The sequence below is a fragment of the Lacrimispora sphenoides genome (assembly GCF_900105215.1).
Taxonomy (GTDB): domain Bacteria; phylum Bacillota; class Clostridia; order Lachnospirales; family Lachnospiraceae; genus Lacrimispora; species Lacrimispora sphenoides_A.
Window position 1 is genome coordinate 3,604,397 of sequence record NZ_FOIP01000001.1, and the last position, 24,764, is coordinate 3,629,160.

Genomic DNA, 24,764 nt, shown 5'->3' on the forward strand with positions numbered 1-24,764 from the left:
ATTTCCCTCTTTCAGGGACCATTTGGGGGAAGCGGTCTTATGAAGGTAAAATGGAAAAAAATATGCGGGGCGGCGCTGATTTGTTCTATACTTATGGAGACTCTTATTTATGCAGCTCCTATACCCGGGAGTCCTGCGTCTGATACGGATCAAAACGCTCTGGAAACGGTTTTAAATGATGGGCTGGTCATGCATTCTTCCTTTGATGAAAGCAGTATATCCGGGAGCAGGGTAAAAGACCAGACCGGAAGAGGAAATGATGGAATCATTTACGGACAGCCGGTCTTTGTAAAGGGGATCCGGGGAAACGGCGTTTCCGTAGATAACGGGAGCAAAGCCGGACAGCCAAACACCAAAGCCGACCATTATATTTCCTATGGTCAGACTGGGGATTTGAAATTTGGAACGGAAGATTTTTCCCTGTCCTTCTGGATGAAGACGGAAAATCACGGGCAGAATAACGGTACCATCCTTTCCAATAAAAACTATATAAGCGGCAGCAATACGGGGTGGGCATTTGGTAATTTTAATAATGTCAGTGATGTGGATATGAGAATGAATTTTTCAGGAACAGGAAACAGCCGGGTGGAATTAAAAGGAATCCCTGCCAACGATGACAAATGGCATCATGTAGCCGGCAGCTTTGACAGGGATGGCGATATGACGGTTTATCTGGATGGAGAGAAATATTCGTCTGTATCTATGACAGGGCACAAAGGAAAATCTGTTGATACGGGACTGGACTTCATCTTAGGCGGCGATGGCAGAGGGTGCTATGGCATGAGCGGCTGTACCGTTGATGAGCTCCGGATATACAAGAAGGCAATGAATGCCTCTACCGTAAAAACAATTTATGAAGCAGAAGGAGTGATGGCAGCAGTGGAACAAATGAAAAAACAGCTGACCTCCATCAAGCCGGGTTCCCAGTATTCTCTGGATGGGATCCGTGCTATGGAGCAGGAAATTGAGAATGTAGAAAAAGAACTGGAGGGCATGACAGCCGCCGCAGCTATGGCCGCCGTCAGCAGTCTGAAAGAGAAATACAATAAATTTTTAGAAGGCAGCGAGCCGCTTTGCAGTTTCCAGGTGGTAGCCGATGTCCATATAAAATCTGATAACCTGTCGGAAACCAATGCAGTGAATTTCATTGCAGGGTTAAAGGATATGAAAACTATAGCTTCTGACTCTCTGGGGGTATTAAATCTGGGTGATTTTACACAGAGCGGCACAGAGGCCCAGTATCGTGGGATTTATAATATCATGGATCAGTATTCGCCGGTTTCTGACGACAAGGTTATTATGGCCCTTGGAAATCACGATGTCAGGGGGTTCAATTCTGCTGACTGGAACAAGGATGAAACTGTTATCAGCGCATACTGGCCAACCGCAAAAGCTCTTTATCTGAAACATAATAAAAGATATATGCCGGGAAGCGGTGAAACCCTTTATTTTGACCGGTGGCTGGGAGGGTATCATTTTATTGTACTCAATACGGAAAACGGCTTAAAGGATACCATGTACCTTTCCGGGGAACAGTTAAACTGGCTGGAAGAGACTCTGGCTGAAAATGCCAGCCTGGATAAGCCAATTTTTGTCATGGGACACAATGCATTAAAGGACAGCCACTGGAGAAGCAATATCCTGCTGGATTTCGGTAACCAGGATTCCAAAGTAAAGGAGATATTTGCCAAATATCCACAGGTGATGTACATGTCCGGTCATATTCACAACGGTTTCGGCGTGGCGGAAGCCATTGACAGGGAATACGGCACCTTGATTGATCTACCCTCTTATAATGAGTCGGAAAACGGAGTAAAAGAAGCCGGAATCGGTTATCATGTAAAGATTTATGAAGACAGTGTGGTATTTAAGGCAAGAAACTTTAAAACCTCTGTTTGGCTGCCGGAGTACGATATAACCGTGGCTTTTCCCGGTCTTCCCTCCCTGTACAAAAAGGCGAAAAGCTTAAATCCCGGCGCTTATACGCCCGAGTCTTATGGGAAAATATTACAGCTTATGGAAGAAGGGAAATCGGTTTTCCAGAAGGAATACGATCAGAGTAAGCTGACCTATGAAAATGTGGCTCCTCCTGGGGTCAGCCTGTTTACCAGAGAGGTGAGGGTCAGGATCAATGAACTTGCGTCAGAACTTTCCGTGGCTATGAATGCACAACCAGTTGATTCCCAATTTCAGGAACTAAGGAAAAAGTGGCTGGTTACGCTGTTAGGCGGAGAGCTTAATACCGGCAATGAGGCAGTCCGCACATATATCCATGGTCTTGATGAAAAGGCCGGGGAATACTGGAATGCCATGATAAAGGGAAACGATGAGTCCAGGACAAATCTCTGGAGCGATCTGGATATGAGCTACATCAAAGGAACCGGCGCAGAAGCCAAGGTCCATTCCGGCAATGTAGCTGTGACCTTCTACCGGTTAAAAGATGTGGCAATCGCATGGGCAACAAAGGGATGCCAGCTGTACCAGAATGAGGAAGTAAAAAAAGAGCTGATCCTGGCCCTGGATTTTATGAATGAACATCATTATAACAGCAGCGATGAAAAGAACCCGGTGTTCGGAAACTGGTGGCACTGGGAAATCGGAGGTCCCATTGCATTTCTGGATACGGCTCTGATTCTATATGAGGACTTGACAGCGGATCAAATTGATCGCTATGCAGCGGCAGTCAACCGGTTTACGAACGTATGTGACCGTCCCTCCGGCTATCCTGGATCCCCGGCCATGACAGGAGCAAATCTAATCGACAAAGGCATGGTAGTGGTCCAAACCGGTCTTTTGACCGGCGACAGGGATAAGCTTTATCATGTGAAAAAGGCATATAAGACCGTATTTGAATATGTGACTACAGGAGATGGATTCTATGAGGACGGGTCCTTTATCCAGCATCAGGCCCTTTCCTATATGGGCGGATACGGTTCCCAGCTGTATGAGAAGCTGAGTATTCTGTTTTCCATATTTTCCGGCACTGATTTTGAACTTACCTATGAGGATCACGCAGAACAGCTGATCTTTGATATGGTATTTGAAGGGATCGAGCCATTTATCTATCATGGGCTGTGCATGGATATGGTATCGGGAAGAGATATTACCAGAAAGACTTCAAATGACAAAACAAGAGGCGCTGGAATCATGGATGCCATGATGCTGATGGGGGATGCCATGCCTGCAGAACAGCAGGATCGCTTTAATAGCATGATGAAATATTTCATTGGGATGGATGAGGATTATTATTACAGCCACAGTACCCATATTGCTTCTTTAATGAAGGCAAATCAGATTATGAACGATGCTTCCATTGAACCGAGGAGTGAGTATGTGCTTCACAAGCTGTTTGCAGGTATGGATAAGCTGGTACATATTATGCCGGAATTCGGATTCGCTTTATCCATGCATTCCAGCCGTACGTACGGGCATGAGCTGATCAACGATGAAGGCAAGCGCACATGGAATGTTTCCGATGGTATGGCATATCTCTACAACCGCGACAGAGACCAGTACGGGGAAGGCTACTGGGCTACTGTAGATCCAAAGCGTCTGGCAGGAACGACCACGGAATATGTCACCCGGCCCAACGGCGCCGGCGACCGGACAAAGAATATTTACAGCTGGGTGGGCGGTTCCAGCCTTGGCAGTTACGGTGCAGCAGGAATGCATTATAAGACCCTGGGCAATAGCGGCAGTACCAGATCAGGCACGGACGCTAAAAAGTCCTGGTTCATGTTTGATGACGAAATCGCAGCAGTGGGAAGCGGGATCACTTCCTCCACCGGTAATTACGTGGAGACCATTATTGACAACCGGAAGCTTAATAAGGACGGAAGCAATGAGGTGCTGTTCGATGGGGAAGCAAAGGATATCAGGGACGATGGTGAGGAACGTGTATCAAAAGGAACTAAAATAGACGGTGTCTCCTGGATCCATCTGGAGGGAAATGCGGCAGGCTCCGATATAGGCTACTTTTTTCCTGGGAAAACCGATGTCATGGCCTTGAAAGAAAAGAGGACCGGTAACTGGAATGCCCAGGGAACCAGTGAAGGGGAGGAAACAAACCAGTTTGCCACATTCTGGTTCGAGCACGGGAAAAAGCCAGCGAATGCGGATTATTCCTATGTGATTCTTCCTGGTAAGAATGCGGAAGAAACGGCGCAGTACTGCGAAAATCCGGATATTGAAGTTCTGGTGTGCAGCGAAGATGCCCATGCAGTCAGAGAAAAGGCCCTGGGAATCACGGCAGTGAATTTCTGGAATAACAAGGCAACGACTGCAGCGGGTATCACATCCAGTAAAGCCGCTTCTGTAACAATGCAGATCAATGGAGACGAAGCAACCGTAGGGGTGTCGGATCCCACCCAGGAGAACCATGGTACCATTGAGATTTCACTCCCATATATAGGCGGAGACATAAAAGAATCCGATGCCAATGTAGAGGTGCTTCAGAAAACACCGTTTATCAAGCTGGCTGTAAGGACAGCAGGAACGGCAGGCCGGACCAGCAAGATCACATTAAAGGTTAAAGAACCTAAGACATGTGAAATCATCGGTCTTTCCGGAGAGCTTGACCGGATCAAGGCAGATCCCGGAACAAAGTTCACGGATCTGCAGCTTCCTAAGACAGTGGAAGTCTATGACAATGCCGGAGGTACCCACACACTGGATATCTTATGGGAGAGAGGGGATTATCAGAAAGACGTATTCGGGACCTATGATTTGACCGGGCAGCTGATATTGCCTGAGGGGCTCTGCAATACGGCAGGATTTACCCCACGGATCCAGGTACAGGTCGGCGACGAATCCACACCAGTCATGGACAATGTTTATGTACAGGGCGGATCGGACAGCAATAAAAATTTCAGCGGTTCTTCCTACCTGATTGTAAAAAATGATGCGGGAGCACAGAATTATACAAGAAAATCCCTTATGAAGTTCAGCTTAGAACAGGTGCCGGAATCCATTCAGGCAGTTTATCTGACCTTTGAGCTGTCCGGTACGCCAAGTGCGGATTTTACCAGCGCGGATATTTATCAGGTGGAGAGTAATTGGGAAGGGGCTACGGTAACCTTTAACAGTTTTCCGACCCGTATGGACACAAATCCGGCAGCTTTCTTTACAAAAGCCATGACATCCGATAGCCTGATCCAGAAGCTTGATGTAGCGGAAGCTGTTAACAGGGCTAAAAAGAATGGAGACACTGAAATCTCCTTTGAGATCAGCATACCAACGGCAGCAAAAAATAATTACCTGGACATTCACTCCTCCAGAACTGCCAAAGAAGGAGCCATAAAGCCGTCACTGGTGTGGAAATCCGATTATGTACCGGAAAAGGTGATAAAAAAGAATTTAAGCTTTATTATTGATATGGCTTCTAATATCAATGCAGAAGATTACAGCAATGTTGATGAGGCAGGTCTGACACAGCTGCTTGAAGAAGCAAAACGTGTTCTCCAGGATCCGGATGCAGAAATGGAAGAAATTCATGAAATGGAGAGACGTTTGACTCAGGAACTGGTAAAATATAGAAGAAAGCTGTAAGAGCAGGGGGAAACAATGAAACAGAAAGCGCGCAGATGGAACGTGATAATGGGAACGGTTGTATTCATAGCTTTATTCATGGCAGGAATCTGGTGGTTAAAAGGCCTTTCCCATGAAGTGCTGAAAGTTGGAAGTTACACCATTACTCAGGACCATCTGGCGCTTTATGAAAATGACTGCCGGGCCGAAGTTACGTCCTATTTTTATAATAAGTATCAGTTAGACCCAAATGAAAACGGATTTTGGGAGACTAAAATCCAGGACGAGGTTCCCGGGGAGGTATTAAAACAAAAGGCAATGGAACGTCTTTACCGGGACACGGTGGAACGGTTAAAGGCTTCCCAATATGGGATCCCTGCCGATATTACTCTGAAGGATATAAAAAGATCCCTGGAGGAAGAGAACAAAAAACGGCAGTCCTCCCAAAGCGTTTCTTACGGTCCCGGTCAATATGGACTGATGGAATATATCTCCAGAACGCAGATGGAAGTGAGGGATGAATTGAAGGGAAAACTCATAGAGGAAAAACTGAAGCCTTCCGAGGATCAGCTGAAGGAGCTCTACGCCAGTGCAGACCCAACCCTGTTTGATAAGGGGTGCAGAGCCAGGATCGGAATCTATATGTATTACGGCATGAAGGCGGGAGAGTATCCGGAGGAACTGAAAAAGGTCTGGAGCTTTGTGGAAAAAGGATTTGCTGAAGAAAAAGAGCCTGCAGATATCGTTAATAAGATCAATGAAGTATCAGAAGTTAAAATTGAATACGAGGAAGTAGAATATGATACAGCGGATTTTCCAAGAGATAATCAGGAAATGACCTGGCTTGCAGAACAGACCCGGTCTATGGAGCCGGGGCAGAGCAGCGGCGTATTGGACTATGGACCCTCCCAGGGAATCTTAAAGGTACTGGATAAGCATGACTACGGAAGGGCGGGTTATGAGGAATCTGTGACGCTTCTAAGGAATCTGTGGCTGGAGAGAGCCTATGAGGAATACATAAAACAGTGTATGGAAGAGTATGGGTATTCCATTTAAAGAATCCTGTTTTATGCGGCAATGAACCTGGAGAAAAGAGCGGAATAACAGAGCGGAATAACAGAGCGGAATAAAAGAACGGAATAAAAGAACGGAATATAAAGTGGACGATTAAGAGATACGAATTACGATACGGGATAATGGAACCGGAATACCAGAAGAGAAGATACCTCGGCCCATAAATCAATGAGATAAGCATAAGGGGAACCAAGGCTGAGGTATAAATGCAGGTAACCGTAAAAATTCTTTTGGAGTAATAAATATGTATCGGATTATGATCGTAGACGACGAACCGCTGATTCTGGCAGGGGTATCTTCTCTTTTAAACTGGGAAGAGCATCAGTGTAAAATAGTTAGAAAGGTTTCCAATGGCCGCCAGGCTCTTGCACAAATGGAAGCTCTCCGGCCGGATATTGTGATAACGGATATTGGGATGCCTGTCATGGATGGGATCAGCTTTATGAAGGCATCTGTTGAACGAGGATATGCTGCATCTTTTATTCTCTTGTCAAACCTGGAGGAATTCTCTCTGGTGAAAGAGGCACTGCGTCTGGGAGCTGTTGATTATCTCGTAAAGCTGGAACTTGATGAGAAGGCGTTAATCGCGGCTCTGGAACGAGCCAAAGACAGATGCAACCTAACCCGTAGGAGGATAGGGTTCATGGAAGGCGGAGAGGTAACCGCCGACGAACGCATTCAAAATTATTTCAGGCATATTTTGATTTGCGATGCGGATGCACATCCGGATGAAAGGCTGTCTGTAATGATCCGGGAACGTTACCCGGTGCTTCTTTTGATGGTAATTCATTTTAATTATAAGCATGAGGGTTTTTCCGAGACATTTACCAAGGCTGACCAGAAAAGAATCATTAATTTTGCGGAAAATATCATTCATGAAATGGTAAAAGGTTTTTTTGACAGATGCTGCCTTTTGAAAAAGGAGCAAAAAGGTTTTATCCTTGTTCTTTCTCTGGAGGGAATGGAGGATTATAAAGAGTCAGTGGAAGCGATGAGCATCAAATTCCGTAAGGTGATCAGGGATTATTTTGATATTCCTGTGTCCTTTGCAGTCAGCCGGCCGGTGAGGGAAGCGGAAGGAGTTCAGGATCTTCTTTACCAGGCTATGAGTGCTATGAAAGAGACGTATGATAACAGTTCCAGCGCGATCGTATATTATTTAGATAATTGTAAAGAGAACTTCTATCACAGCAGCAGCTTCAATATTAATTTTTTAAAGAAGGAATTAACTGTCATTATCCGTCAAAATGACCGGGACGGCTTTTCCAATATCATGAACCAGATCATTCAGCTGTTTGCCCGGTGTAAGCCATCCCGATCCCAGGCGGTTAATGCATGCAGTAAACTTTATTACTATATTACATTCCTTTTGGAAGAGAGAGAGGACCAGAGCTTTCCCTATATTTTAGATGTGGCAGGACAGTTAAACCGTCTGTCTGACTTAAATACCGTGATCGCCTGGCTGGAGGGGTTCCGGGACCAGGTGGCAGAAGCTTTGGAGACCTATAAGGAAAGCAGGAAGGACAAGTATATTGAGCTGGTTCAGGAATATATCCGGGAGCATTACCGGGAAAAGATAACCTTAAATCAGATGTCCGCCCTGTTAAATATCAGCCAGGGACATTTAAGCAGCATTTTTAAAAAACAGACTGGAAAAAACTTTTCAGATTATGTCTCAGAGGTTAAAATTGAAAAGGCAAAGGAGCTGATAGGAACGTATCAATATATGATGTATGAAATATCAGATATGCTTGGTTTTGATACGCAATACTATTTCAGTACCGTATTTAAAAAGATCACGGGCCATACTCCAAAGGAATATGAGAGTATAACAATAAAAAAGAACTGCTCCTGAATGATGCAACGGGCTGTGTCGGGTCTGGCATGATGCGGTATACTGTGAAGAATAGAAAGGGAAAGGCGATCGCCTTTCCCTTAATCTGATTCTGAATTCGTCTTAATGCATGATGACTGCACGAAATAGCCTTAACACATTCATTAGGAGAAGATATAAACTGCATTGAACCGGTCTTTTCTGTAAGGATCATAAAAACCGTCACTGATATCCCAGCCGTGAAATTCTTCCTTGGTAAACAACAGGTGTTCCTCCCGGTGAGAATGCATGGGGATCTCTCCGATCAGCACTCCCTTTTTGGCAACCCGCAGCAGCTCTTTCGTTGCCTTATCTGCATATTCCTTATTATCAAAATATAGGTAGACGCCGTAGCAGATCACCTTATCAAAGGATTTATCCTTAAACGGTAAGTCTGCGGCTTCTCCGGTCAGGACTGAATTCTGCAAAAACTCGATGTGCTTTTGTACAAGAGTAGGGGAATAGTCAATTCCTACGTAATCACAGTCCAGATACTGAGCCAGGGCACCTGCACCGCATCCCACTTCAAGGACTCTGTCGTTTTTATGTATATCCAGCCGCTTGATGATCTGGCTGGCCACTTCTTCCATATCTACCTTGGTGGCTTCATATCCATCGTATGCCAGTAAGTCTGTAACGGAGCTATCTGCCCGGCCCTTCCGGGTCCAGATCTGTTTCCAGGTTTCCTTTGATTCATTTTGCGTATTCATAATAATTACCTCCTTTAATTAGCGTAATATGTGTTTCAGCGCATCCGCCAGACGTTCGTTGTCTGCCTCTGTTCTGACTGCAATGCGGATTATCTCTCTGCCTTCCATTCCTGGTTTACGGGACAGATCCTTTACCAGAATGTTATAGCGGTTTAACAACAACTCCGCAATCTGTGTTGCCAAACAGCCATCGGTGATTTCACACATGATGAAGTTGGCCTGTGAGGGATAAAGCTTCAACTGCCTGATGGGATGAAGGGACTGGTATAATTTTACTCTGGTTCCTTTAAAACGCTCCAGGGCAGCATGATAGTCTGATTGATACTTTTCAAAAATCTGAAGAAAATACTCAGCCAGAGAGTTGATGTTCCAAATGGGCAGTTCTTTCCGGACAAGGCTGATAATTTCCGGATCGCTGCAGGTAAGGAGCCCCAGCCTCAGCCCTGGCACCCCGTAGGACTTTGAAATACTTTTAATAAGAACCAGGTTCGTATACTCATCCAATATTTCCTGACACATAAGCGACGGCGATTCCTCTGCAGAGGAGAAGTCAATAAAGGATTCATCCAGAATGAATGTGATGCCCCTAGCCTTGCAGTACCTGGCAAGAGAAAGAACCTCTTTCTTTGGAATGTAATTTCCCGTGGGATTATCCGGGTTGACTAAAACCAGAGCATCCAGTTCCTTATCGTTGTAAAAGTCCATGATATCCTGGGCGGTATAAGTATAATCCGGAGTTGTGACGGAAAAATAAACGGCATTTTGGGAACAGGCCCCATATTCTTCAAAGGAAGGGCGCAGGACTCCGACGGCATTTTTAAAGCTGCGGAGCAAAGGCTTTATTAATTCTGCGGCCCCGTTTCCGGTGAGAACCTGGTTTCTGTCCAGGCCCAGGGATTTTGCAGCCAGCAGGTTATTAACATCAAGGCCGGAGGGATAGCTGGTGGTAAGGGCTTCAAAGCTGGCCTTGATTTCTCCCATGAAACGGCTGTTTGGAAAATAGGGATTGACCAGGTAACAGAAGTCCAGAAGGCCGGGGTACCGCCAGTAGCCGCCAAAGCGCTTTGATAACCGGGACAATCTGCTTTGGGAATCCGTAAAAATGGATTCCGCAATATCTAAATCCTGTTCATCGTCGATTTCATACCAGAAGCCGTTTTCCAGTCTGGTGGCTTTTAAATCATGGTCATCCAAAAGTGATATGACCTTTAATACCTGTTCATAATACTCATTGTTTCCTAAAGCCTTGCTGTACGCTTCCAGGAAGGGAACGTAGTGGGTGGTGGAAAAATTGCGGCTGAACTTATAGATGTTGACAGTCTTATAATAGGAATGAATATCCTCGAAACGGAAATCCTTTCGTGTGAGGAACTTCATAATATTGTCCTGTTCATCAAGCAGAACCACTGTCCCATCCATCCAGCTTTCAAAATGGGCCACAAGTGCCAGATTGGGATAGGGGTCGTTTATGATCTGTGTCAGCACTTCCTGTTCGAAAATCAGGTCAGATTCCAGCAAAATGGTATCATCTTTAAGAAGCTGGTCCTTAGCAAGGTAAAGGGAGTAAATGTTGTTTGTTGTTTTGTAAACCGGATTGTCTATGTAGGTAACCGGAGTGGAGAGGGGGAGAGAGGATACAAAGGATTGCAGCTCTTCGCCCTTATGTCCGGTAACAATGATGATCCGTTCCAAATGGCAATGATCCAACTGTTTCATCATGCGTTCGATCATAGGAATGCCATTTACGGTGACCATGCATTTTGGCTGGTCCTCTGTTAGCTTTTTTAAACGCCGTCCCATACCGGCGGCCAGAATAATTGCCTGCATCGCATACTCCTTTGTTCAAAAATATAATATTTTATAAATTATTGAACATAATACCAGATTAATGATAATCTGTCAATAGATGTGAAATAAAAATATATTCCCCAAAAATATTATGGTGGACCTTACGGTTGATATTCGGCGTTTCATGATTTATCATTGTAGTATCCGTTTCAATTAAAAGGAAAGAAGAAAGGGTGGAATGACCATGAACCAAAAGGAAAGAATGCTGGCTGGCCTGCCTTACAAGGCCTGGCTGGATGGGCTCCGCGAGGAGCGAATGGAGAATAAGCTTAAGATATACCAGTATAATCAGCTGTGCCCGAATGACGAAGAAAAAATGGAAGAGCTGATCCGGAGTATTCTTGGAAAGGCAGGAAAGGATGTTCATATTGAGGCGCCGTTTCACTGTGATTACGGGACCAATATTGAGGTAGGGGATTATTTTTATGCAAATTATAACTGTACGATCCTTGATGTAGGAAAAGTGATAATCGGGGACAATGTAATGTTTGCGCCCAATGTTTCTATCTATACTGCCGGTCATCCCATACATCCGGATTCCAGAAATTCAGGATATGAGTACGGCATTCCTGTCACCATAGGGAACAATGTGTGGATCGGAGGCAACGTTATCATTAATCCAGGCGTTACCATAGGAAATGATGTGGTGATCGGAGCCGGAAGCGTTGTGACAAAAGATATCCCGGATCGTGTGGTGGCTCTGGGGAATCCCTGCCGAGAAGTCCGGCAGATTGTAGAGGATGACAGAAAATACTATTATAAAAATAAAGAATTTGATGTGCAGGATTATCTTTGATTCCGGTTTTAGCCTTGACGTTCAAATTTGGACAGGATTTTCGGTTAGAATATAATAATTATTTTCCAAAAGCGTATACTAACTATGGATCAAACAAGCAGAACGTGACTATATGAACCAGAGAAGAAAATTCATGAAAGGAGACGGTGCGGATGAAAGAGATTTGTAAGTGTGCCGATGCATTTGTGCAAAAGTGCAGCATAAAAGATTTTGCACTATTAAAGATATGCCTGTGTGCAGTGGGGATCATGGTTGGATTATCGATCCCGGAAAAAAAGAGGAAATGGCCTCTTATGGCCGCAGGTTTTGTTTTCATTTTCAGTTATATATTGATTATGGCGAAATTTGTGAAGATTTGTATGGAAGAACGTTAAAATGATTCCGAATGATTAATGCCAATTGTGGCACTGTTTCTTGGTAGGACTGGCTGTATCAGCATTTTGGGAGAGACAAATTGCTGATATGGCCGTTTTTATTATGGAAAGAAAATAAAATCCAAGTATGTTGTTATAACAACGGACATAACTTTATTCCAGTGGTATCCTTTAAAAAGAAAGCAGGAGCACTAAAAAAAGGTGCTATGCATAGAAAATATACATTAGGAGGTAATGGAATATGAGCATGTTTTGCTATCAGTGTCAGGAGACAGCAAAGAACACAGGCTGTACCATCAAAGGTGTCTGTGGCAAGAATGAGGAGGTTGCAAAGCTTCAGGACCTGCTTGTTTACGCAGTAAAAGGAATTTCCGAAATTGTTGTAAAGACAAAAACCAATGCGGCAGAGCTACATACAATCAATCACGAGGTGCTTACAAGCCTTTTTATTACGATCACAAACGCAAACTTTGATGCGGATGCAATTGAAAAGCAGATCGTAAAGGTTCTCGGATTAAGAGACCAGCTTGCAATGGATACAGGATACAACGGAAATCAGGATGCAGCTGTATTTACTGTGGACTCCAGAGAATCCATGCTTTCCAAGGCTTCTTTGGTAGGAGTTCTTGCTACGGAAAATGAAGATATCCGTTCCTTAAGAGAGCTGATCATCTACGGAATCAAGGGTCTGGCTGCTTACACAGAGCATGCATTTAACATCGGAAATGAAGATGTGTCCATTTATTCCTTCATATACGAGGGAATGGCTGCAACTCTTGACGACAGCCTTACAGCCGATGATCTGGTTGCCCTGACCTTAAAGACTGGTGAATACGGAGTAAAAGGAATGGCTCTTCTCGATGAGGCTAATACATCACGCTATGGAAATCCGGAAATCACTTCCGTTAATATCGGTGTCAGAAAGAATCCTGCCATTCTTATCTCCGGCCATGATCTGACAGATATGGAACAGCTTTTAGAGCAGACAAAGGGAACAGGAGTGGATGTTTACACCCATGGTGAGATGCTTCCTGCCCACTACTATCCGGCATTTAAGAAATATGAAAACTTTGTTGGTAACTACGGAAACTCCTGGTGGATGCAGGTTGGCGAGTTTGAGTCCTTCCATGGACCGATTCTCTTTACCACAAACTGTATTGTTCCTCCAAAGACTCCTGAAGTTGCAGGCAGAATCTTTACAACAGGCGCTGCAGGCTTCCCTGGATGTCCAAACATTCCTGCGGATGAAAACGGAAAGAAGGATTTTTCAGCTATCATAGAGATGGCAAAGAAGCTTCCTTCTCCTGATGAAATTGAAACAGGCAGTATTGTAGGCGGATTTGCTCATAATCAGGTACTGGCACTTGCAGATAAGGTGGTTGATGCTGTAAAGTCCGGAGCCATTAAAAAGTTCTTTGTTATGGCAGGCTGCGACGGTAGAATGAAATCCAGAGAGTACTACACAGAATTTGCAAAGCAGCTTCCAAGCGATACCATCATTCTTACGGCTGGCTGTGCAAAATACAGATACAATAAGTTAGAACTGGGCGACATCGGCGGAATTCCAAGAGTTCTGGATGCAGGACAGTGTAATGACTCCTATTCTCTGGCAGTAATTGCTCTGAAATTAAAGGAAGTCTTTGGTCTTGATGATGTCAATGAGCTTCCAATCGCTTATAACATCGCCTGGTATGAGCAGAAGGCTGTTATCGTACTCCTTGCACTGCTTTACTTAGGAGTGAAGAATATTCACTTAGGGCCTACATTACCTGGTTTCTTATCTCCAAACGTTGCCAAGGTTCTTGTTGAAACTTTTGGAATTGCAGGAATTGGTACTGTAGAAGATGACATCGAATTCTTCATGAACGCATAATAACCGGATACAGGCATAATAAACAGAGAGGCTGCATAACGAACGGGAGTTGGTTATGCAGCCTCTCTTTTTTATTTCTCATAGGGAAAATAATGTTCTGCTTTCGATTGAAATTCTTTCAATTCTTTGATTTTCCCATTATCATCAAAGTCAATCATTGAAACTCCGTCAAATCCATCGATTACATTGTTATAATTGCATTTAAAATACCATTCCGCAACAATTGTATTTCCTTCTGAAACAAACCGTTTCATCGACCACTCTAAAACAGTTCCCGTCTTATTCCAATCATCAAACCACTTTAAAACCTGTTCGATTCCATGATATTCCGGACCATAACATTCGCTGTATATAATGCCATCTGATAAGACTGTCCTTAGTACGTCCGCATCATTTTCGATCCATGCCTGAAAATAGCTTTCAACTAATTTTTTCTGCCACATTACATCTCGCTCCATATGTTCATCAATTTTGCTCCTTTACCAAATATATTCAATACCTATCAACATTTCCTGTTATCAAAAATGTATCATATTTCTTCTCATACTTCCATACATTTATTAATACTTTACTAAAAAATGGAAAATGTTGTAATTACAACATACATGAAACCATGGAAGTGGTATTCTGAAAAAAATAAACATATCTTTGGAAAATGGATAATTTTTAAAGAAATTACCAACAATAAAGATATCTTTGGGAAAGGAGTTGTTGATATGAAAGCAACGGTAGATAGAGAGGGTTGTATTGAATGCGGGCTGTGTGCATCGATTTGTCCCGAGGTGTTCCGAATGGGGGATGACGGACCTGCAGAAGCATATGTTGATGAAGTGCCGGAGTCTGCGGAGCAAACGGCAGTTGAAGCGCAGGAGGGCTGTCCTGTTTCAGTAATAACAGTAGAATAATCGGAAAGAGCGCTTCCTTCTGAGGGAAATGATCCAATCAGACGGGGGCGTTTTTTATACAGTGGGAAGTGGATTCAGGCCGTGGAAGAAGGAGGAATACTATGAGTGAATATATTAACAATCGCGAAATGAGGCAAAATGCGATTAAAGAGATCATTAAAAAGCTTCATGAAGGAAAATCAGTGGAAGAGGTAAAGCAGCTGTTTGAGGAGGCTTTTCAAGGTGTGTCTGCCTCTGAAATTTCTGCGGCTGAGGCTGCTCTGATCGCAGATGGTCTGCCGGTGGAGGAGGTACAGAAGCTTTGTGATGTACACGCCTCGGTTTTTAAAGGCTCTATTGAAGAAATCCATCAGCCGGATGATCCAACCTTAATTCCTGGACATCCGTTAAATGTGCTGGTCAGAGAAAATAAGAAAATTACTCATATTATTGAAAACGGAATCCGTCCGAATCTGGTTCTTACAAAAGAGAATGTTAAGGAAGAATTTTCAAAGCTTAGGGAAGGCGTAAATCAATTAAAAGACTTGTCCGTTCATTATGGGAAGAAAGAAAATCTGCTGTTTCCATACATGGAGAAATACGGAATCACGGCACCTCCAAAGGTCATGTGGGGAGTGGATGATGAGATCAGGGATCAAGTGAAAGAAACCGTGGAATTGCTTGATCAGAACGGAAAAATCAATGAGTCCCTGATACAGAAGATTGAAAAATTACTGGATAAGATCACGGAAATGATTTTTAAAGAAGAAAATATCATGGTTCCAATGCTTTTAGAACAGCTGACTCAGGAAGAGTGGAAAACAATAGCTGATGAAAGCGGAGAAATAGGTTTTATGATCGACCATGTTCCGCAATGGAATCCGGCCGCAGCCGACAAGGAAAAGGATAAGACAGGGATAAAAGGAGCAGGAGAAGCAGGTCTTGTAAAACTTCCTTCCGGAGAATTTAAGTTAGAAGAGCTGACTTCCATGTTAAATACGCTCCCCTTTGACATTACCTTTGTAAATAAGGATGATGTGGTAAAGTATTTTTCAGAAGGAAAGGAGCGGGCTTTCCCGAGAACAAAAGCCATTATCGGAAGAAATGTTTCCAATTGTCATCCGCCGGCCAGTGTTCATATTGTTGAAAAGATTGTTGAGGATTTCAAAACAGGAAGGAAAGACCAGGAAGACTTCTGGATCAAAATGGCTGGAAAGTATATTCTGATCCGTTATTATGCGGTGAGAAGTCATGAAGGAGAATATCTTGGCGTTCTGGAAGTAACCCAGGACATAAAACCAATACAGGAGATTACCGGAGAAAAGCGGTTGATTTCTGAATAGAAATTCCATATGAATAGCCGTCCGGCCAGAGTTTTTTTATGCTCTGGCCGGTTTTTTGAGTCCTTCTTTTGACTGGGGATGGGGGAAATTTATTATAATAATCAGAATATATATGAAAAAGTCTGTATGGTTTATGGGGAATTTATTTAATTAACACAATAAATTAAATAAAAAGACGCAGTATATTTGGTACTGCGGTTACAAAATTATGTATATTTCGACAATATTCATTATACAACAGAAAAATATTATTTGTCAATTATCAAATAAATTTATAATTGAGGCAATAAAAAAGAATTTTTGTTTGAATTATTGTGCCGGATTGAGAATATTTTTTTGGAAAGTTGTATATCAGCCGTCAATAACATCGTCATTTGGCGGGTCTATGTATTTTTCCTTTTCCATGTGATGATAATAAAATATACTGTGTCTGCGCTTTTCTGTTTTGAAAATGTAACTTTGCTGTAGGAGACTTTACCACAATAAATTCTGCTTGCAGAAATTAAAAGCCGTCATATTCACCGTCATGGCCTTCTGTAACCTTTAAATATCATATTATTTCTTCTAAACCGCAGTACCAAATATACTGCGAATACGTTCTGCCAGGACAGCATTGCGCTCCCGGATAGGGAAGCCGGATTGTCCTATTTTTAATCATACCTAAGAAAACAGGGAGGAAATAAAATGAAAAGCTTTAAGGATTTCAGTATTTCGCGAAAACTGGCGACGGGTTTTTTAGGCCTGACGCTTATTATGTTGCTGGTCGGGGGTGCAGGAATTGCCGGACTTGCCAGGATCAGTCAAATGGATACATACATGTATAAAGGGCAGACAGCTCCAATGAAAGATTTATTTGAGGCACTTGAAAGCCTTTATCAGTTCCGGGTGGACTCAAGAGCCATGGTAATTTATACGGGAGATGCCCAAAAGCTTGATGATCTGAAGCAAAGCTTTGACAGTGGGTCGGAGAAGTTTTTAACCAGCATAGAGGCTTACCGCAAGACTATAACCAATCCGGAATCCTTTACCCTTTTAGATGAGTCTGTTTCGCTGTTTAATGAATCCTTTAAGCCAGCCGTGGAGAAGTGTATGTATGAGGCAAAGGCAGGTAATGAGGTTGCCGCTTGGGAGGCACTTCTTCAGGAAACAAATAATATTCAGAAGATGTTTGATAATTTCAACAAATTAATTGACAACCGGATGGATGAAGCCGGAAGGACCAATGATTCCAATCATGATACTGCATTGTGGCTGACCGCTGTTCTGGTTCTTTTTGTTGCATTTGGAGCCGGTACAGCAGTATTTTTAGGGGCAAGAATCTCAAAAATGATCAGTCAGCCAATTGAGCAGGTTGTGGATGCTGCAAACCGGATCGCATTAGGGCATGTGGATGTGGAGCTTGGCAGTATTGATTCAAAGGATGAAACCGGCCAGCTTGCCAATGCCTTTACTAAGATGATCGACAGCATTGGAAAACAGGTGGATGCAGCCGACAGGATCAGCAATGGAGATTTTACCAATGAGGTCCCCCTTCGTTCTGACCAGGACATCCTTGGGCTTGCACTGCAAAAAATCAGAAAAGATTTAAACCACACACTGTTATTAATAAGCACAGCATCCGATCAGGTCAATGCAGGGGCAGAACAGGTTTCCTCTGCGGCACAGGCTCTGGCTTCCGGAACTGCGGAGCAGGCAGCTACGATTGAGGAACTGAATGCTTCCGTCAGCAGCGTGGCGGAGCAGGCAGAAGAAAATGCAAAAAATGTTCAAAGGGCTGCTGATTATGTTGGGCAGGCCGGTGCCGGGGTCAACGAGAGCAATGAATACATGCGGAAGCTGAATGAGGCGATGAAGGAAATCGGTTCCGCCTCTGATAAAATATCAAACATCACGAAAGTGATTGAAGATATTGCATTCCAGACGAACATTCTTGCGCTCAATGCGGCTGTGGAATCTGCCCGCGCTGGAGAGGCTGGCAAAGGATTTGCAGTGGTTGCAGATGAAGTCAGGAGCCTCGCCGGAAAATCTGCGGAAGCAGCCAAGCAGACGGCTGATTTGATCAGATATTCGGTGACCAGTGTTTCAGAGGGTGAGAAATTAGCCGATGAGACGGCAAAGGTTCTTCAGGGAGTTGCGGAGCAGGCGCAGTTTGTGGAACAAGCGATTAGAGGGATCGAGGAATCCTCTTCCCAGCAGGTACAGGTGATAGAACAGATCAATCAGGGCTTATACCAGGTATCTGCAGTTGTCCAGACAAACGCTGCGACCGCAGAAGAAAGTTCTTCATCCAGTGAAGAACTGGCTGCCCAGGCGCAGATGCTCCAGCAGGAAGTGGGCAGATTCAGACTCTTTAAAGAAGATTCACTGCATACTCGTTGAAACAGTTTTATAATTCAGAAAACGGATGAAGCGATATAACTTATTCGCATCATCCGTTATTTGTATCTTTATTTGTAACTTTACCTTTATTAGTACCTTATTTACAAATGCTCGTATTACCGTAAAGTTTTCTATTCTAAAAATGCATCTCTCATATTACTTGATAATCGGATAGCGAATTATTGTCTTCAATTTTTCTGTAGATGTTTTACACGGGTCGTTTAGATACAATTCATGATGTTTGCGCGTGTCCGAAAGATCAATCCTATAACCCGAATCCGCAACAAATGTTTTTAGGGCGAGAATTGTTGCCGGTTCGTTATCATAGGAGCCGGTGTGCATAACCTGAGCGCAAAGCCCCTCATTGAAAACTTCAAGCCGCACAATAGATAAATCAAGACTGGGCTTCTTTTTTAAAAGGTTGACTTTCGCCTCTTCAATGACTTCTGGTGTAACAAACTCCGGCATTCGTATCATGGAGGTCCAACAAAATGCACTCTTATCTGTTATACCAGATTCAACGACGCCTGTATCCGTTGACCACAAACCTTCCAATGGGGGAACAACAAAGTCATAATACCCTTTGGGCTGTCTGCCGCCCATTTTGCTCATTTTTACAGCATAAGCCAAACCATAGAGGACTTCCAATGCAGTCTGATATACCTCACTGGTATTTGGATCACCGTTCCCATCAATCATAATGAAAGTCATTTCCGGCACTTCGATGATGGCTGGTTTCGCGCCGGGTTGGTATAAATCCTTTTCCATCTTTTTGAAATCAATTGCCATAAGTCATACCACCTTTCGTGCATATGATATACTTCTCAAAAATAAATTATATCACGTTTACCTGCCTCCAAACAACGAATTTATATGAATAATGAGTAAATTTGTTCCATTGACCAGAAAAATTCCTGACAAAACAATCCGAAAGAATTGCTTTACAGCTTGCCTCCATATTATGTATAATGTAAAAAATATAAAGGAACGATAAGATAAAAATGGAGAGACAGTATGAGAGAGCTGAATGAAATAAAAAAAGATTTGAATCGCTGTGATATGGAAATTTTAGACCTTTTGATGCGGCGGCTTAGTTACGCAGCAGAGATCATGGAATACAAGAAGGAGCAAGGACTTCCTATATTCCAGATGGAAGAGGAGAAACTCCGGCACGAAACGTTACTTGCTGCAATAGGAGATCATGATTATTGTAACGAACTATCAAGAATCTTCAAACAAATCGATGAGGAAAGCAAATGTGTACAGAGCAAAAGACTGTTTGATCATAACATTGCTTTGATCGGATTTATGGGAACAGGAAAAAGTACGGTATCCAAATACTTAAAGGATATGCTGGCCATGAAGGAAGTGGATGTAGATGCCATGATCGTGGAAGACCAGAAGATGCCGATCCGGGATATATTTGAAAAATACGGAGAAGAGTACTTCAGGGACTGTGAAAGCAATGCGATCCTTAACCTGCAAAACTGCAGCCAGACTATTATTTCCTGTGGGGGCGGAGCGGTAATACGTGAGGAAAATGTTAAAAATCTTAAAAAGGGAAGTTGTGTCGTACTTCTAACTGCCAGCCCTGAAACCATTTTGGAGAGAGTAAAGGATGATGGCGGGCGTCCAATATTAAATGGAAATATGAACGTGGAATTTATAAAAGAGCTTATGGCAAAACGTAAGGATTTTTATGAAAAAGCAGCGGATATAATCGTAGAAACGGATCATAAAAGTGTACAGCAGATATGTGAAGAAATGATTGTTTCCCTCATTCAATTTGAACATTGACTTGTATCCGAATCGTGCTATAATACAGGCATGAGCAAAGATTTCAAACGAATGATAAAGAATATACCGGCTTGATGAGCCGGTATATTTTAAAGAAAGGACAGGATAACGATGCTTTGGAAGGATAAATATGAGCTGGGAGTTCCGTTGATTGATGTACAGCATATGGAACTGTTTCAGCGGGTAGAGATTTTTATGAAAGTATTACGTTCCTCCGCTTCCTGGGATGAAAAAGTAGAAAAGGTAAATGAAACATTAGAATTTATGAATGCGTATGTGGTAGAGCATTTCCGTGACGAGGAGGCATACCAGGAGAAAATCGGTTATCCGGGCAGAGAAGAGCATAAGAAGATCCATACCGACATGGTAAATTATGTCCTTGCAGTTACGGAAGAATATGAGCGCAGCGGTTATGACGAGCAGCTGATGCAGACGTTCGCAGGAAAGCTTATGGCATGGCTTATCAACCATGTTGCAGCAGAAGACCAGCGCATAGCCACTTATGCGATTTCAAAGGGGGTAGCTAAGAATGACTGATTTATATGGCCCCTTTTTAGAAGCAACCCGGAATGTATTTAAGCTGATGCTTGAACTTAACGATGTTTCCGATCACCCGGCAGATTCTTTTGCATGCGAGGAGGAACTAGACGTTTCCATCGGCTTTATTGGAGATCTTAAGGGGGAGGTGATTTACCGCCTTCCTCATGAGACATCTCTTGGCATCGTAAATATCATGAGCGGCATGGAATTTGATGCAGTGGATGAGTTTGTTACCTCTGCCGTATCTGAAGTTGCCAATATTATCAGCGGAAATGTTCTTACCATGCTTGCTGGTGAAGATCTGACCTGTGATATCCTTCCGCCGGTTTTACGTAAGCCGGACGAGAGTGGAGAATATACATTCCATACTGCCTGCTGTGTGACTACAGCCATCGGTGATGTTTGTCTGGATATAAGGCTTAGTCAGGCTGAGTAATTTTAAATACATAATTGACACGTGTATACCATTTGAATGAGTGGTATACACGTTTTTTTTGAAAAAAATCTTATCTACACAACTTCTACAAATCGCCCTGCTATTCTTTGTTTCAGAAATTGAAAAAGGAGGACAGACGATGGGATCTGCTGTAAGAACTAAAAAATTACGGATCGGCGGGATGACCTGTATCAGCTGTCAAAATAAAATTGAAAAAAAATTGCGCAACACGGCTGGAATCGAAAAAGCAGAAGTAAGTTACAGCGCTGGAACTGCTGTTATCACCTTTGATACGGATATTATTTCGTATAAAAGCATTGTAGGGATTATTGAAGGTCTGGATTACAAGGTATTAACAGATCATGAAAAGCAGGGACCGGATAGCAGTCGGGTCATAGGAATCCTGCTTATCATTGTTTCCTTATATATGCTGATCCAGCAGTTCGGTCTTTTAAACCTGCTTGCGCCCAGCCAGCTGGCAGACGAAAAGATGAGTTATGGAATGCTGTTTGTCATCGGCCTGGTTACATCCGTTCATTGCGTGGCAATGTGCGGCGGAATCAATCTGTCCCAGTGCATTCCAAAAAGCGGAGATGCTGTCTCAGAAAAGAGCCGTTTTTCTACATTCCGGCCAACTTTTCTTTATAACCTGGGACGGGTGATCTCTTACACTGCGGTAGGCTTCCTGGTGGGAGCGCTGGGTTCGGTGGTTACGTTCTCAAATACTCTTCAGGGAGTATTAAAGCTGGCAGCCGGAGTGTTTATGGTCATTATGGGCATAAACATGCTGGGGATTTTCCCGTGGCTGCGCAGGCTGAATCCGAGAATGCCTCAAATATTTGCGAGAAAAATTGACAAAGAAAAATCAAAAAGCAGCAGTCCTCTGATTGTGGGTCTGCTAAACGGCCTTATGCCATGCGGCCCCTTACAGGCGATGCAGATCTATGCATTGTCCACCGGAAGCCCCTTTTCCGGCGCGCTTTCCATGTTCCTGTTCAGCCTCGGCACCGTACCTCTGATGTTCGGACTTGGAGCACTTTCCTCAGCACTGGGAAAAAGGTTCACAAGCAAGGTCATGACAGTGGGAGCGGTTCTGGTTGTGGTACTGGGTATGTCCATGTTTTCCCAGGGGTTGAGTCTGTCAGGATTCCAGACACCGGACTTATTCTCAAGTGGCGGTAACAACGCCTATGCAGCCGGAGGGCAGGAGAAAAAGGAAGATATAAAAATAGAAGACGGAGTTCAGATCATAAACAGTACACTTTCTCCAGGTAGATATCCCAACATCAATGTTCAGAAAGGGATTCCGGTAAAATGGATCATCGATGCGCCCCAGGGAAGCGTAAACGGCTGTAACAACCGGATGATTATCCGGGATCTTGGCATTGAATATTCCTTTAAGACCGGAGAAAATGTCATTGAATTTACTCCTGAAAAAACAGGGAAGATCTCTTACAGCTGTTGGATGGGGATGATCCGTGGGTCCATTAATGTGTCGGAAGAAGGAGATGTAAAGAACAGCACAGGCTCTGATGGAGAGGGCGTATTAAAAGAATATGCGCCGGAAGAACCGGTAGCAGCCGGTTATACGATTCCAACGGATGAGATAGCAGTTGCGGAAGACGCCACGGATGAATACGGAAACAGCATTCAGAGAATAACGATGGAACTTACGGATGAAGGTTTTAAACCGGCAGCGGCAGTGGTGAAATCCGGTGTGGATGTGGAATGGAATATTATTGACAATACGTCTGGTGACACCTATGGAACCCTGCTTCTAGTTCCGGATTTTGCAACCCAGCTTCCTCTTGAAGAGGGAGAAAACAACCTGTATTTTACACCCGCAGGAAGCTTTGATTTTTCCACCGGGGACAATGCTTTTTATGGGTATATCAAGGTTGTGGATGATTTAGATAACTTAGATATGGATGCCATTAAGAAAGAAATAAGCAGTTTTAAGACTCTTATCTGGCCTGAAGATACCTTCCAGGGAGCCGGCGGTTCCTGCTGCGGATAAACACAGGGAATCGATCTGTTTCGGCTGAGGAAATCCCTTCCAGGGATACCTTTATGCCCTGGGAATAGGGAAAGGAAAGAGGAAAGGAGAATGGATTGATGAGTTTATTATTAAGTCACTGGCACTGCATACTCCCGGTCTTTGGTATTATCATAGCAATGTTTTTTATGGGAGACAAACAGAAAAAGAATTAACAAAGTATAAATTCAGGAGGACATTTACATGTTACAGAAATTTCAGAACGGATATGTCAAAAGAAACGGAAAGAAACGCAGTGGGCTTCCAATGAAGCTTGCACTACTGATGATAGCTGCCGTAGCCCTTACTGCATGCGCTCCCAAGAAAACGGCGGAGAAAACAGAATCAACCAAAGCAGCGGCAGAAAGTGCACAAAAGGTAGAGAATGGAGAGACCCTTGTAATTCCGGTAAAGGATATTTCAAGTACGGCCCAATTTTATCCGGTTGATGTAGACGGTACTCAGATGGAGGTCATTGCTGTCCAGGCTCCGGATGGAACGATCCGGACAGCGTTTAACACCTGCCAGGTATGCTATGATTCAGGAAGAGGATACTATAAGCAGGATGGAGATGTTCTTGTGTGCCAGAACTGTGGAAACCGTTTTCCTATGAACCGGGTAGAAGTGGAGGCAGGCGGCTGCAATCCCTGGCCTATTTTTGACAAGGAAAAGACCGTGACAGACGAGTCCATCACGATCTCTTATGATTTCCTTAAGGAATCCAAGGAGATATTTGCTAACTGGAAAGCTTCTTATTAAAAATCTTTCGTGGGGAATTTCATGGAGCAGCTTACGGTAAGGCCATTCTGCCTTAAGTAATCTGCTCCCCAATTATACATGGTTTCCAGAATAGGACGGATACTGTTTCCAAGATCCGAAAGCATATACTCTACCTTTGGCGGCACTACCGGATATACGGTACGGATAATCAGATGATCTTCCTCCAGTTCCCGCAGCTGCTGGGTGAGCATTTTGGGTGTTGCCTGGGGAATGAGCTTGCGAAGTTCTCCAAACCGAAGGGTATTGTTAATTAAGTGCCATAAGATGAGGGCTTTGTATTTCCCTCCGATCATATCCAATGTGGCATCTACGGGGCAATGATAAGTTGTGCAGTCGCTGTTCATTTAAAATCTCCTCCCTTAGTATCGTTTTGGGTACTATAACACAAAAAAGTGCATACTTGCAAATTTCGCAATTAGTGCCATAATAATAACATGAGTACTCGAAAAATACAAGATAACAGGATAGCATATTTTTGGAGGCCATGGAAAAAACT

At 43.5% G+C, this 24,764-nt stretch carries 19 protein-coding genes; 14 read left to right on the forward strand and 5 right to left on the reverse strand.

Annotation, left to right across the window (positions count from 1 at the left end):
- Positions 1 to 39 precede the first annotated feature (39 nt).
- The 3 genes from BMW45_RS16690 to BMW45_RS16700 all read left to right on the forward strand — a co-directional run bounded on the left by BMW45_RS16690 (position 40) and on the right by BMW45_RS16700 (position 8,455).
- Complete coding sequence (locus BMW45_RS16690; protein WP_092245962.1) at positions 40 to 5,547, forward strand: polysaccharide lyase family 8 super-sandwich domain-containing protein; 5,508 nt, start codon at positions 40 to 42, stop codon at positions 5,545 to 5,547.
- Between the two features lie 15 nt (positions 5,548 to 5,562).
- The gene (locus BMW45_RS16695; protein WP_092245965.1) at positions 5,563 to 6,582 is read left to right on the forward strand and encodes a hypothetical protein; all 1,020 of its coding nucleotides are present in this window, start codon (positions 5,563 to 5,565) and stop codon (positions 6,580 to 6,582) included.
- A gap of 262 nt (positions 6,583 to 6,844) precedes the next feature.
- On the forward strand, positions 6,845 to 8,455 hold the full coding sequence (locus BMW45_RS16700; protein WP_092245968.1) for a response regulator transcription factor: 1,611 nt from the start codon (positions 6,845 to 6,847) through the stop codon (positions 8,453 to 8,455).
- A 143-nt stretch (positions 8,456 to 8,598) separates the two neighbouring features.
- Here the strand turns inward: BMW45_RS16700 and BMW45_RS16705 are convergent, their stop codons facing one another.
- Positions 8,599 to 9,183 (reverse strand): class I SAM-dependent methyltransferase, encoded by a 585-nt coding sequence (locus tag BMW45_RS16705; protein WP_092245971.1) that lies wholly within the window; start codon positions 9,181 to 9,183, stop codon positions 8,599 to 8,601.
- A gap of 18 nt (positions 9,184 to 9,201) precedes the next feature.
- Entirely contained in the window at positions 9,202 to 11,010 is a 1,809-nt protein-coding gene (locus tag BMW45_RS16710) for an aminotransferase class I/II-fold pyridoxal phosphate-dependent enzyme (RefSeq protein WP_092245974.1), read from the reverse strand.
- 205 nt (positions 11,011 to 11,215) lie between these two features.
- On the opposite strand from BMW45_RS16710, the gene BMW45_RS16715 reads away from it, so the two are divergent.
- The 3 genes from BMW45_RS16715 (at position 11,216) to hcp (ending at position 14,074) form a co-directional block, all read left to right on the forward strand.
- A complete protein-coding gene (locus BMW45_RS16715; protein ID WP_092245977.1) occupies positions 11,216 to 11,827 on the forward strand; it encodes a sugar O-acetyltransferase in 612 nt (203 codons plus the stop codon).
- A gap of 152 nt (positions 11,828 to 11,979) precedes the next feature.
- A complete protein-coding gene (locus BMW45_RS16720) occupies positions 11,980 to 12,201 on the forward strand; it encodes a hypothetical protein (RefSeq protein ID WP_025233807.1) in 222 nt (73 codons plus the stop codon).
- Between the two features lie 241 nt (positions 12,202 to 12,442).
- Positions 12,443 to 14,074: a hydroxylamine reductase gene (gene hcp / locus BMW45_RS16725; RefSeq protein WP_092245979.1), complete on the forward strand. Its 1,632-nt coding sequence runs from the start codon at positions 12,443 to 12,445 to the stop codon at positions 14,072 to 14,074.
- Between the two features lie 71 nt (positions 14,075 to 14,145).
- Here the strand turns inward: hcp and BMW45_RS16730 are convergent, their stop codons facing one another.
- Positions 14,146 to 14,517, reverse strand: a complete 372-nt coding sequence (locus tag BMW45_RS16730; RefSeq protein ID WP_092245982.1) for a nuclear transport factor 2 family protein — start codon at positions 14,515 to 14,517, stop codon at positions 14,146 to 14,148.
- Positions 14,518 to 14,790: 273 nt separating this feature from the next.
- On the opposite strand from BMW45_RS16730, the gene BMW45_RS16735 reads away from it, so the two are divergent.
- The 3 genes from BMW45_RS16735 to BMW45_RS16745 all read left to right on the forward strand — a co-directional run bounded on the left by BMW45_RS16735 (position 14,791) and on the right by BMW45_RS16745 (position 18,680).
- The gene (locus BMW45_RS16735; protein WP_024346194.1) at positions 14,791 to 14,979 is read left to right on the forward strand and encodes a ferredoxin; all 189 of its coding nucleotides are present in this window, start codon (positions 14,791 to 14,793) and stop codon (positions 14,977 to 14,979) included.
- A 101-nt stretch (positions 14,980 to 15,080) separates the two neighbouring features.
- The gene (locus BMW45_RS16740; protein ID WP_092245985.1) at positions 15,081 to 16,301 is read left to right on the forward strand and encodes a DUF438 domain-containing protein; all 1,221 of its coding nucleotides are present in this window, start codon (positions 15,081 to 15,083) and stop codon (positions 16,299 to 16,301) included.
- A gap of 684 nt (positions 16,302 to 16,985) precedes the next feature.
- Positions 16,986 to 18,680 carry a methyl-accepting chemotaxis protein gene (locus tag BMW45_RS16745; protein ID WP_092245988.1) on the forward strand — a complete coding sequence of 565 codons (1,695 nt, stop codon included), beginning with the start codon at positions 16,986 to 16,988 and terminating at the stop codon, positions 18,678 to 18,680.
- A 156-nt stretch (positions 18,681 to 18,836) separates the two neighbouring features.
- On the opposite strand, the gene BMW45_RS16750 is transcribed toward BMW45_RS16745, so the two are convergent.
- A complete protein-coding gene (locus BMW45_RS16750; protein WP_092245990.1) occupies positions 18,837 to 19,469 on the reverse strand; it encodes a GyrI-like domain-containing protein in 633 nt (210 codons plus the stop codon).
- Between the two features lie 225 nt (positions 19,470 to 19,694).
- Here BMW45_RS16750 and BMW45_RS16755 point away from each other — a divergent pair, with 225 nt between their 5' ends.
- From BMW45_RS16755 to BMW45_RS16775, 5 genes are all read left to right on the forward strand, one after another.
- Positions 19,695 to 20,477, forward strand: coding sequence for a shikimate kinase (locus BMW45_RS16755; RefSeq protein ID WP_092245993.1), 783 nt, complete (start codon positions 19,695 to 19,697; stop codon positions 20,475 to 20,477).
- Between the two features lie 111 nt (positions 20,478 to 20,588).
- A complete protein-coding gene (locus BMW45_RS16760; protein WP_092245996.1) occupies positions 20,589 to 21,014 on the forward strand; it encodes a bacteriohemerythrin in 426 nt (141 codons plus the stop codon).
- Entirely contained in the window at positions 21,007 to 21,453 is a 447-nt protein-coding gene (locus BMW45_RS16765) for a chemotaxis protein CheX (protein WP_092245999.1), read from the forward strand. Before BMW45_RS16760 ends, BMW45_RS16765 begins: the two co-directional genes overlap by 8 nt.
- Positions 21,454 to 21,592: 139 nt before the next feature.
- A complete protein-coding gene (locus tag BMW45_RS16770; protein WP_025233798.1) occupies positions 21,593 to 23,470 on the forward strand; it encodes an urease accessory protein UreH domain-containing protein in 1,878 nt (625 codons plus the stop codon).
- A gap of 222 nt (positions 23,471 to 23,692) precedes the next feature.
- A complete protein-coding gene (locus tag BMW45_RS16775) occupies positions 23,693 to 24,247 on the forward strand; it encodes a DUF2318 domain-containing protein (RefSeq protein WP_092246002.1) in 555 nt (184 codons plus the stop codon).
- Here BMW45_RS16775 and BMW45_RS16780 read toward each other — a convergent pair.
- Positions 24,244 to 24,612: a winged helix-turn-helix transcriptional regulator gene (locus BMW45_RS16780; RefSeq protein ID WP_025233796.1), complete on the reverse strand. Its 369-nt coding sequence runs from the start codon at positions 24,610 to 24,612 to the stop codon at positions 24,244 to 24,246. The genes BMW45_RS16775 and BMW45_RS16780 overlap by 4 nt on opposite strands.
- Between the last annotated feature and the right edge of the window lie 152 nt (positions 24,613 to 24,764).

What these genes read in the sequence shown, in the direction of transcription:
- BMW45_RS16710 (WP_092245974.1), bottom strand. Translation starts at nt 11,010, where the DNA reads ATGCAGGCAATTATTCTGGCCGCCGGTATGGGACGGCGTTTAAAAAAG.
- BMW45_RS16730 (WP_092245982.1), bottom strand. Translation starts at nt 14,517, where the DNA reads ATGTGGCAGAAAAAATTAGTTGAAAGCTATTTTCAGGCATGGATCGAA.
- BMW45_RS16740 (WP_092245985.1), top strand. Translation starts at nt 15,081, where the DNA reads ATGAGTGAATATATTAACAATCGCGAAATGAGGCAAAATGCGATTAAA.
- BMW45_RS16745 (WP_092245988.1), top strand. Translation starts at nt 16,986, where the DNA reads ATGAAAAGCTTTAAGGATTTCAGTATTTCGCGAAAACTGGCGACGGGT.
- BMW45_RS16750 (WP_092245990.1), bottom strand. Translation starts at nt 19,469, where the DNA reads ATGGCAATTGATTTCAAAAAGATGGAAAAGGATTTATACCAACCCGGC.
- BMW45_RS16760 (WP_092245996.1), top strand. Translation starts at nt 20,589, where the DNA reads ATGCTTTGGAAGGATAAATATGAGCTGGGAGTTCCGTTGATTGATGTA.
- BMW45_RS16775 (WP_092246002.1), top strand. Translation starts at nt 23,693, where the DNA reads ATGTTACAGAAATTTCAGAACGGATATGTCAAAAGAAACGGAAAGAAA.
- BMW45_RS16735 (WP_024346194.1), top strand. Translation starts at nt 14,791, where the DNA reads ATGAAAGCAACGGTAGATAGAGAGGGTTGTATTGAATGCGGGCTGTGT.
- BMW45_RS16770 (WP_025233798.1), top strand. Translation starts at nt 21,593, where the DNA reads ATGGGATCTGCTGTAAGAACTAAAAAATTACGGATCGGCGGGATGACC.
- BMW45_RS16715 (WP_092245977.1), top strand. Translation starts at nt 11,216, where the DNA reads ATGAACCAAAAGGAAAGAATGCTGGCTGGCCTGCCTTACAAGGCCTGG.
- BMW45_RS16720 (WP_025233807.1), top strand. Translation starts at nt 11,980, where the DNA reads ATGAAAGAGATTTGTAAGTGTGCCGATGCATTTGTGCAAAAGTGCAGC.
- BMW45_RS16695 (WP_092245965.1), top strand. Translation starts at nt 5,563, where the DNA reads ATGAAACAGAAAGCGCGCAGATGGAACGTGATAATGGGAACGGTTGTA.
- BMW45_RS16700 (WP_092245968.1), top strand. Translation starts at nt 6,845, where the DNA reads ATGTATCGGATTATGATCGTAGACGACGAACCGCTGATTCTGGCAGGG.
- BMW45_RS16755 (WP_092245993.1), top strand. Translation starts at nt 19,695, where the DNA reads ATGAGAGAGCTGAATGAAATAAAAAAAGATTTGAATCGCTGTGATATG.
- BMW45_RS16690 (WP_092245962.1), top strand. Translation starts at nt 40, where the DNA reads ATGAAGGTAAAATGGAAAAAAATATGCGGGGCGGCGCTGATTTGTTCT.
- BMW45_RS16765 (WP_092245999.1), top strand. Translation starts at nt 21,007, where the DNA reads ATGACTGATTTATATGGCCCCTTTTTAGAAGCAACCCGGAATGTATTT.
- hcp (WP_092245979.1), top strand. Translation starts at nt 12,443, where the DNA reads ATGAGCATGTTTTGCTATCAGTGTCAGGAGACAGCAAAGAACACAGGC.
- BMW45_RS16705 (WP_092245971.1), bottom strand. Translation starts at nt 9,183, where the DNA reads ATGAATACGCAAAATGAATCAAAGGAAACCTGGAAACAGATCTGGACC.
- BMW45_RS16780 (WP_025233796.1), bottom strand. Translation starts at nt 24,612, where the DNA reads ATGAACAGCGACTGCACAACTTATCATTGCCCCGTAGATGCCACATTG.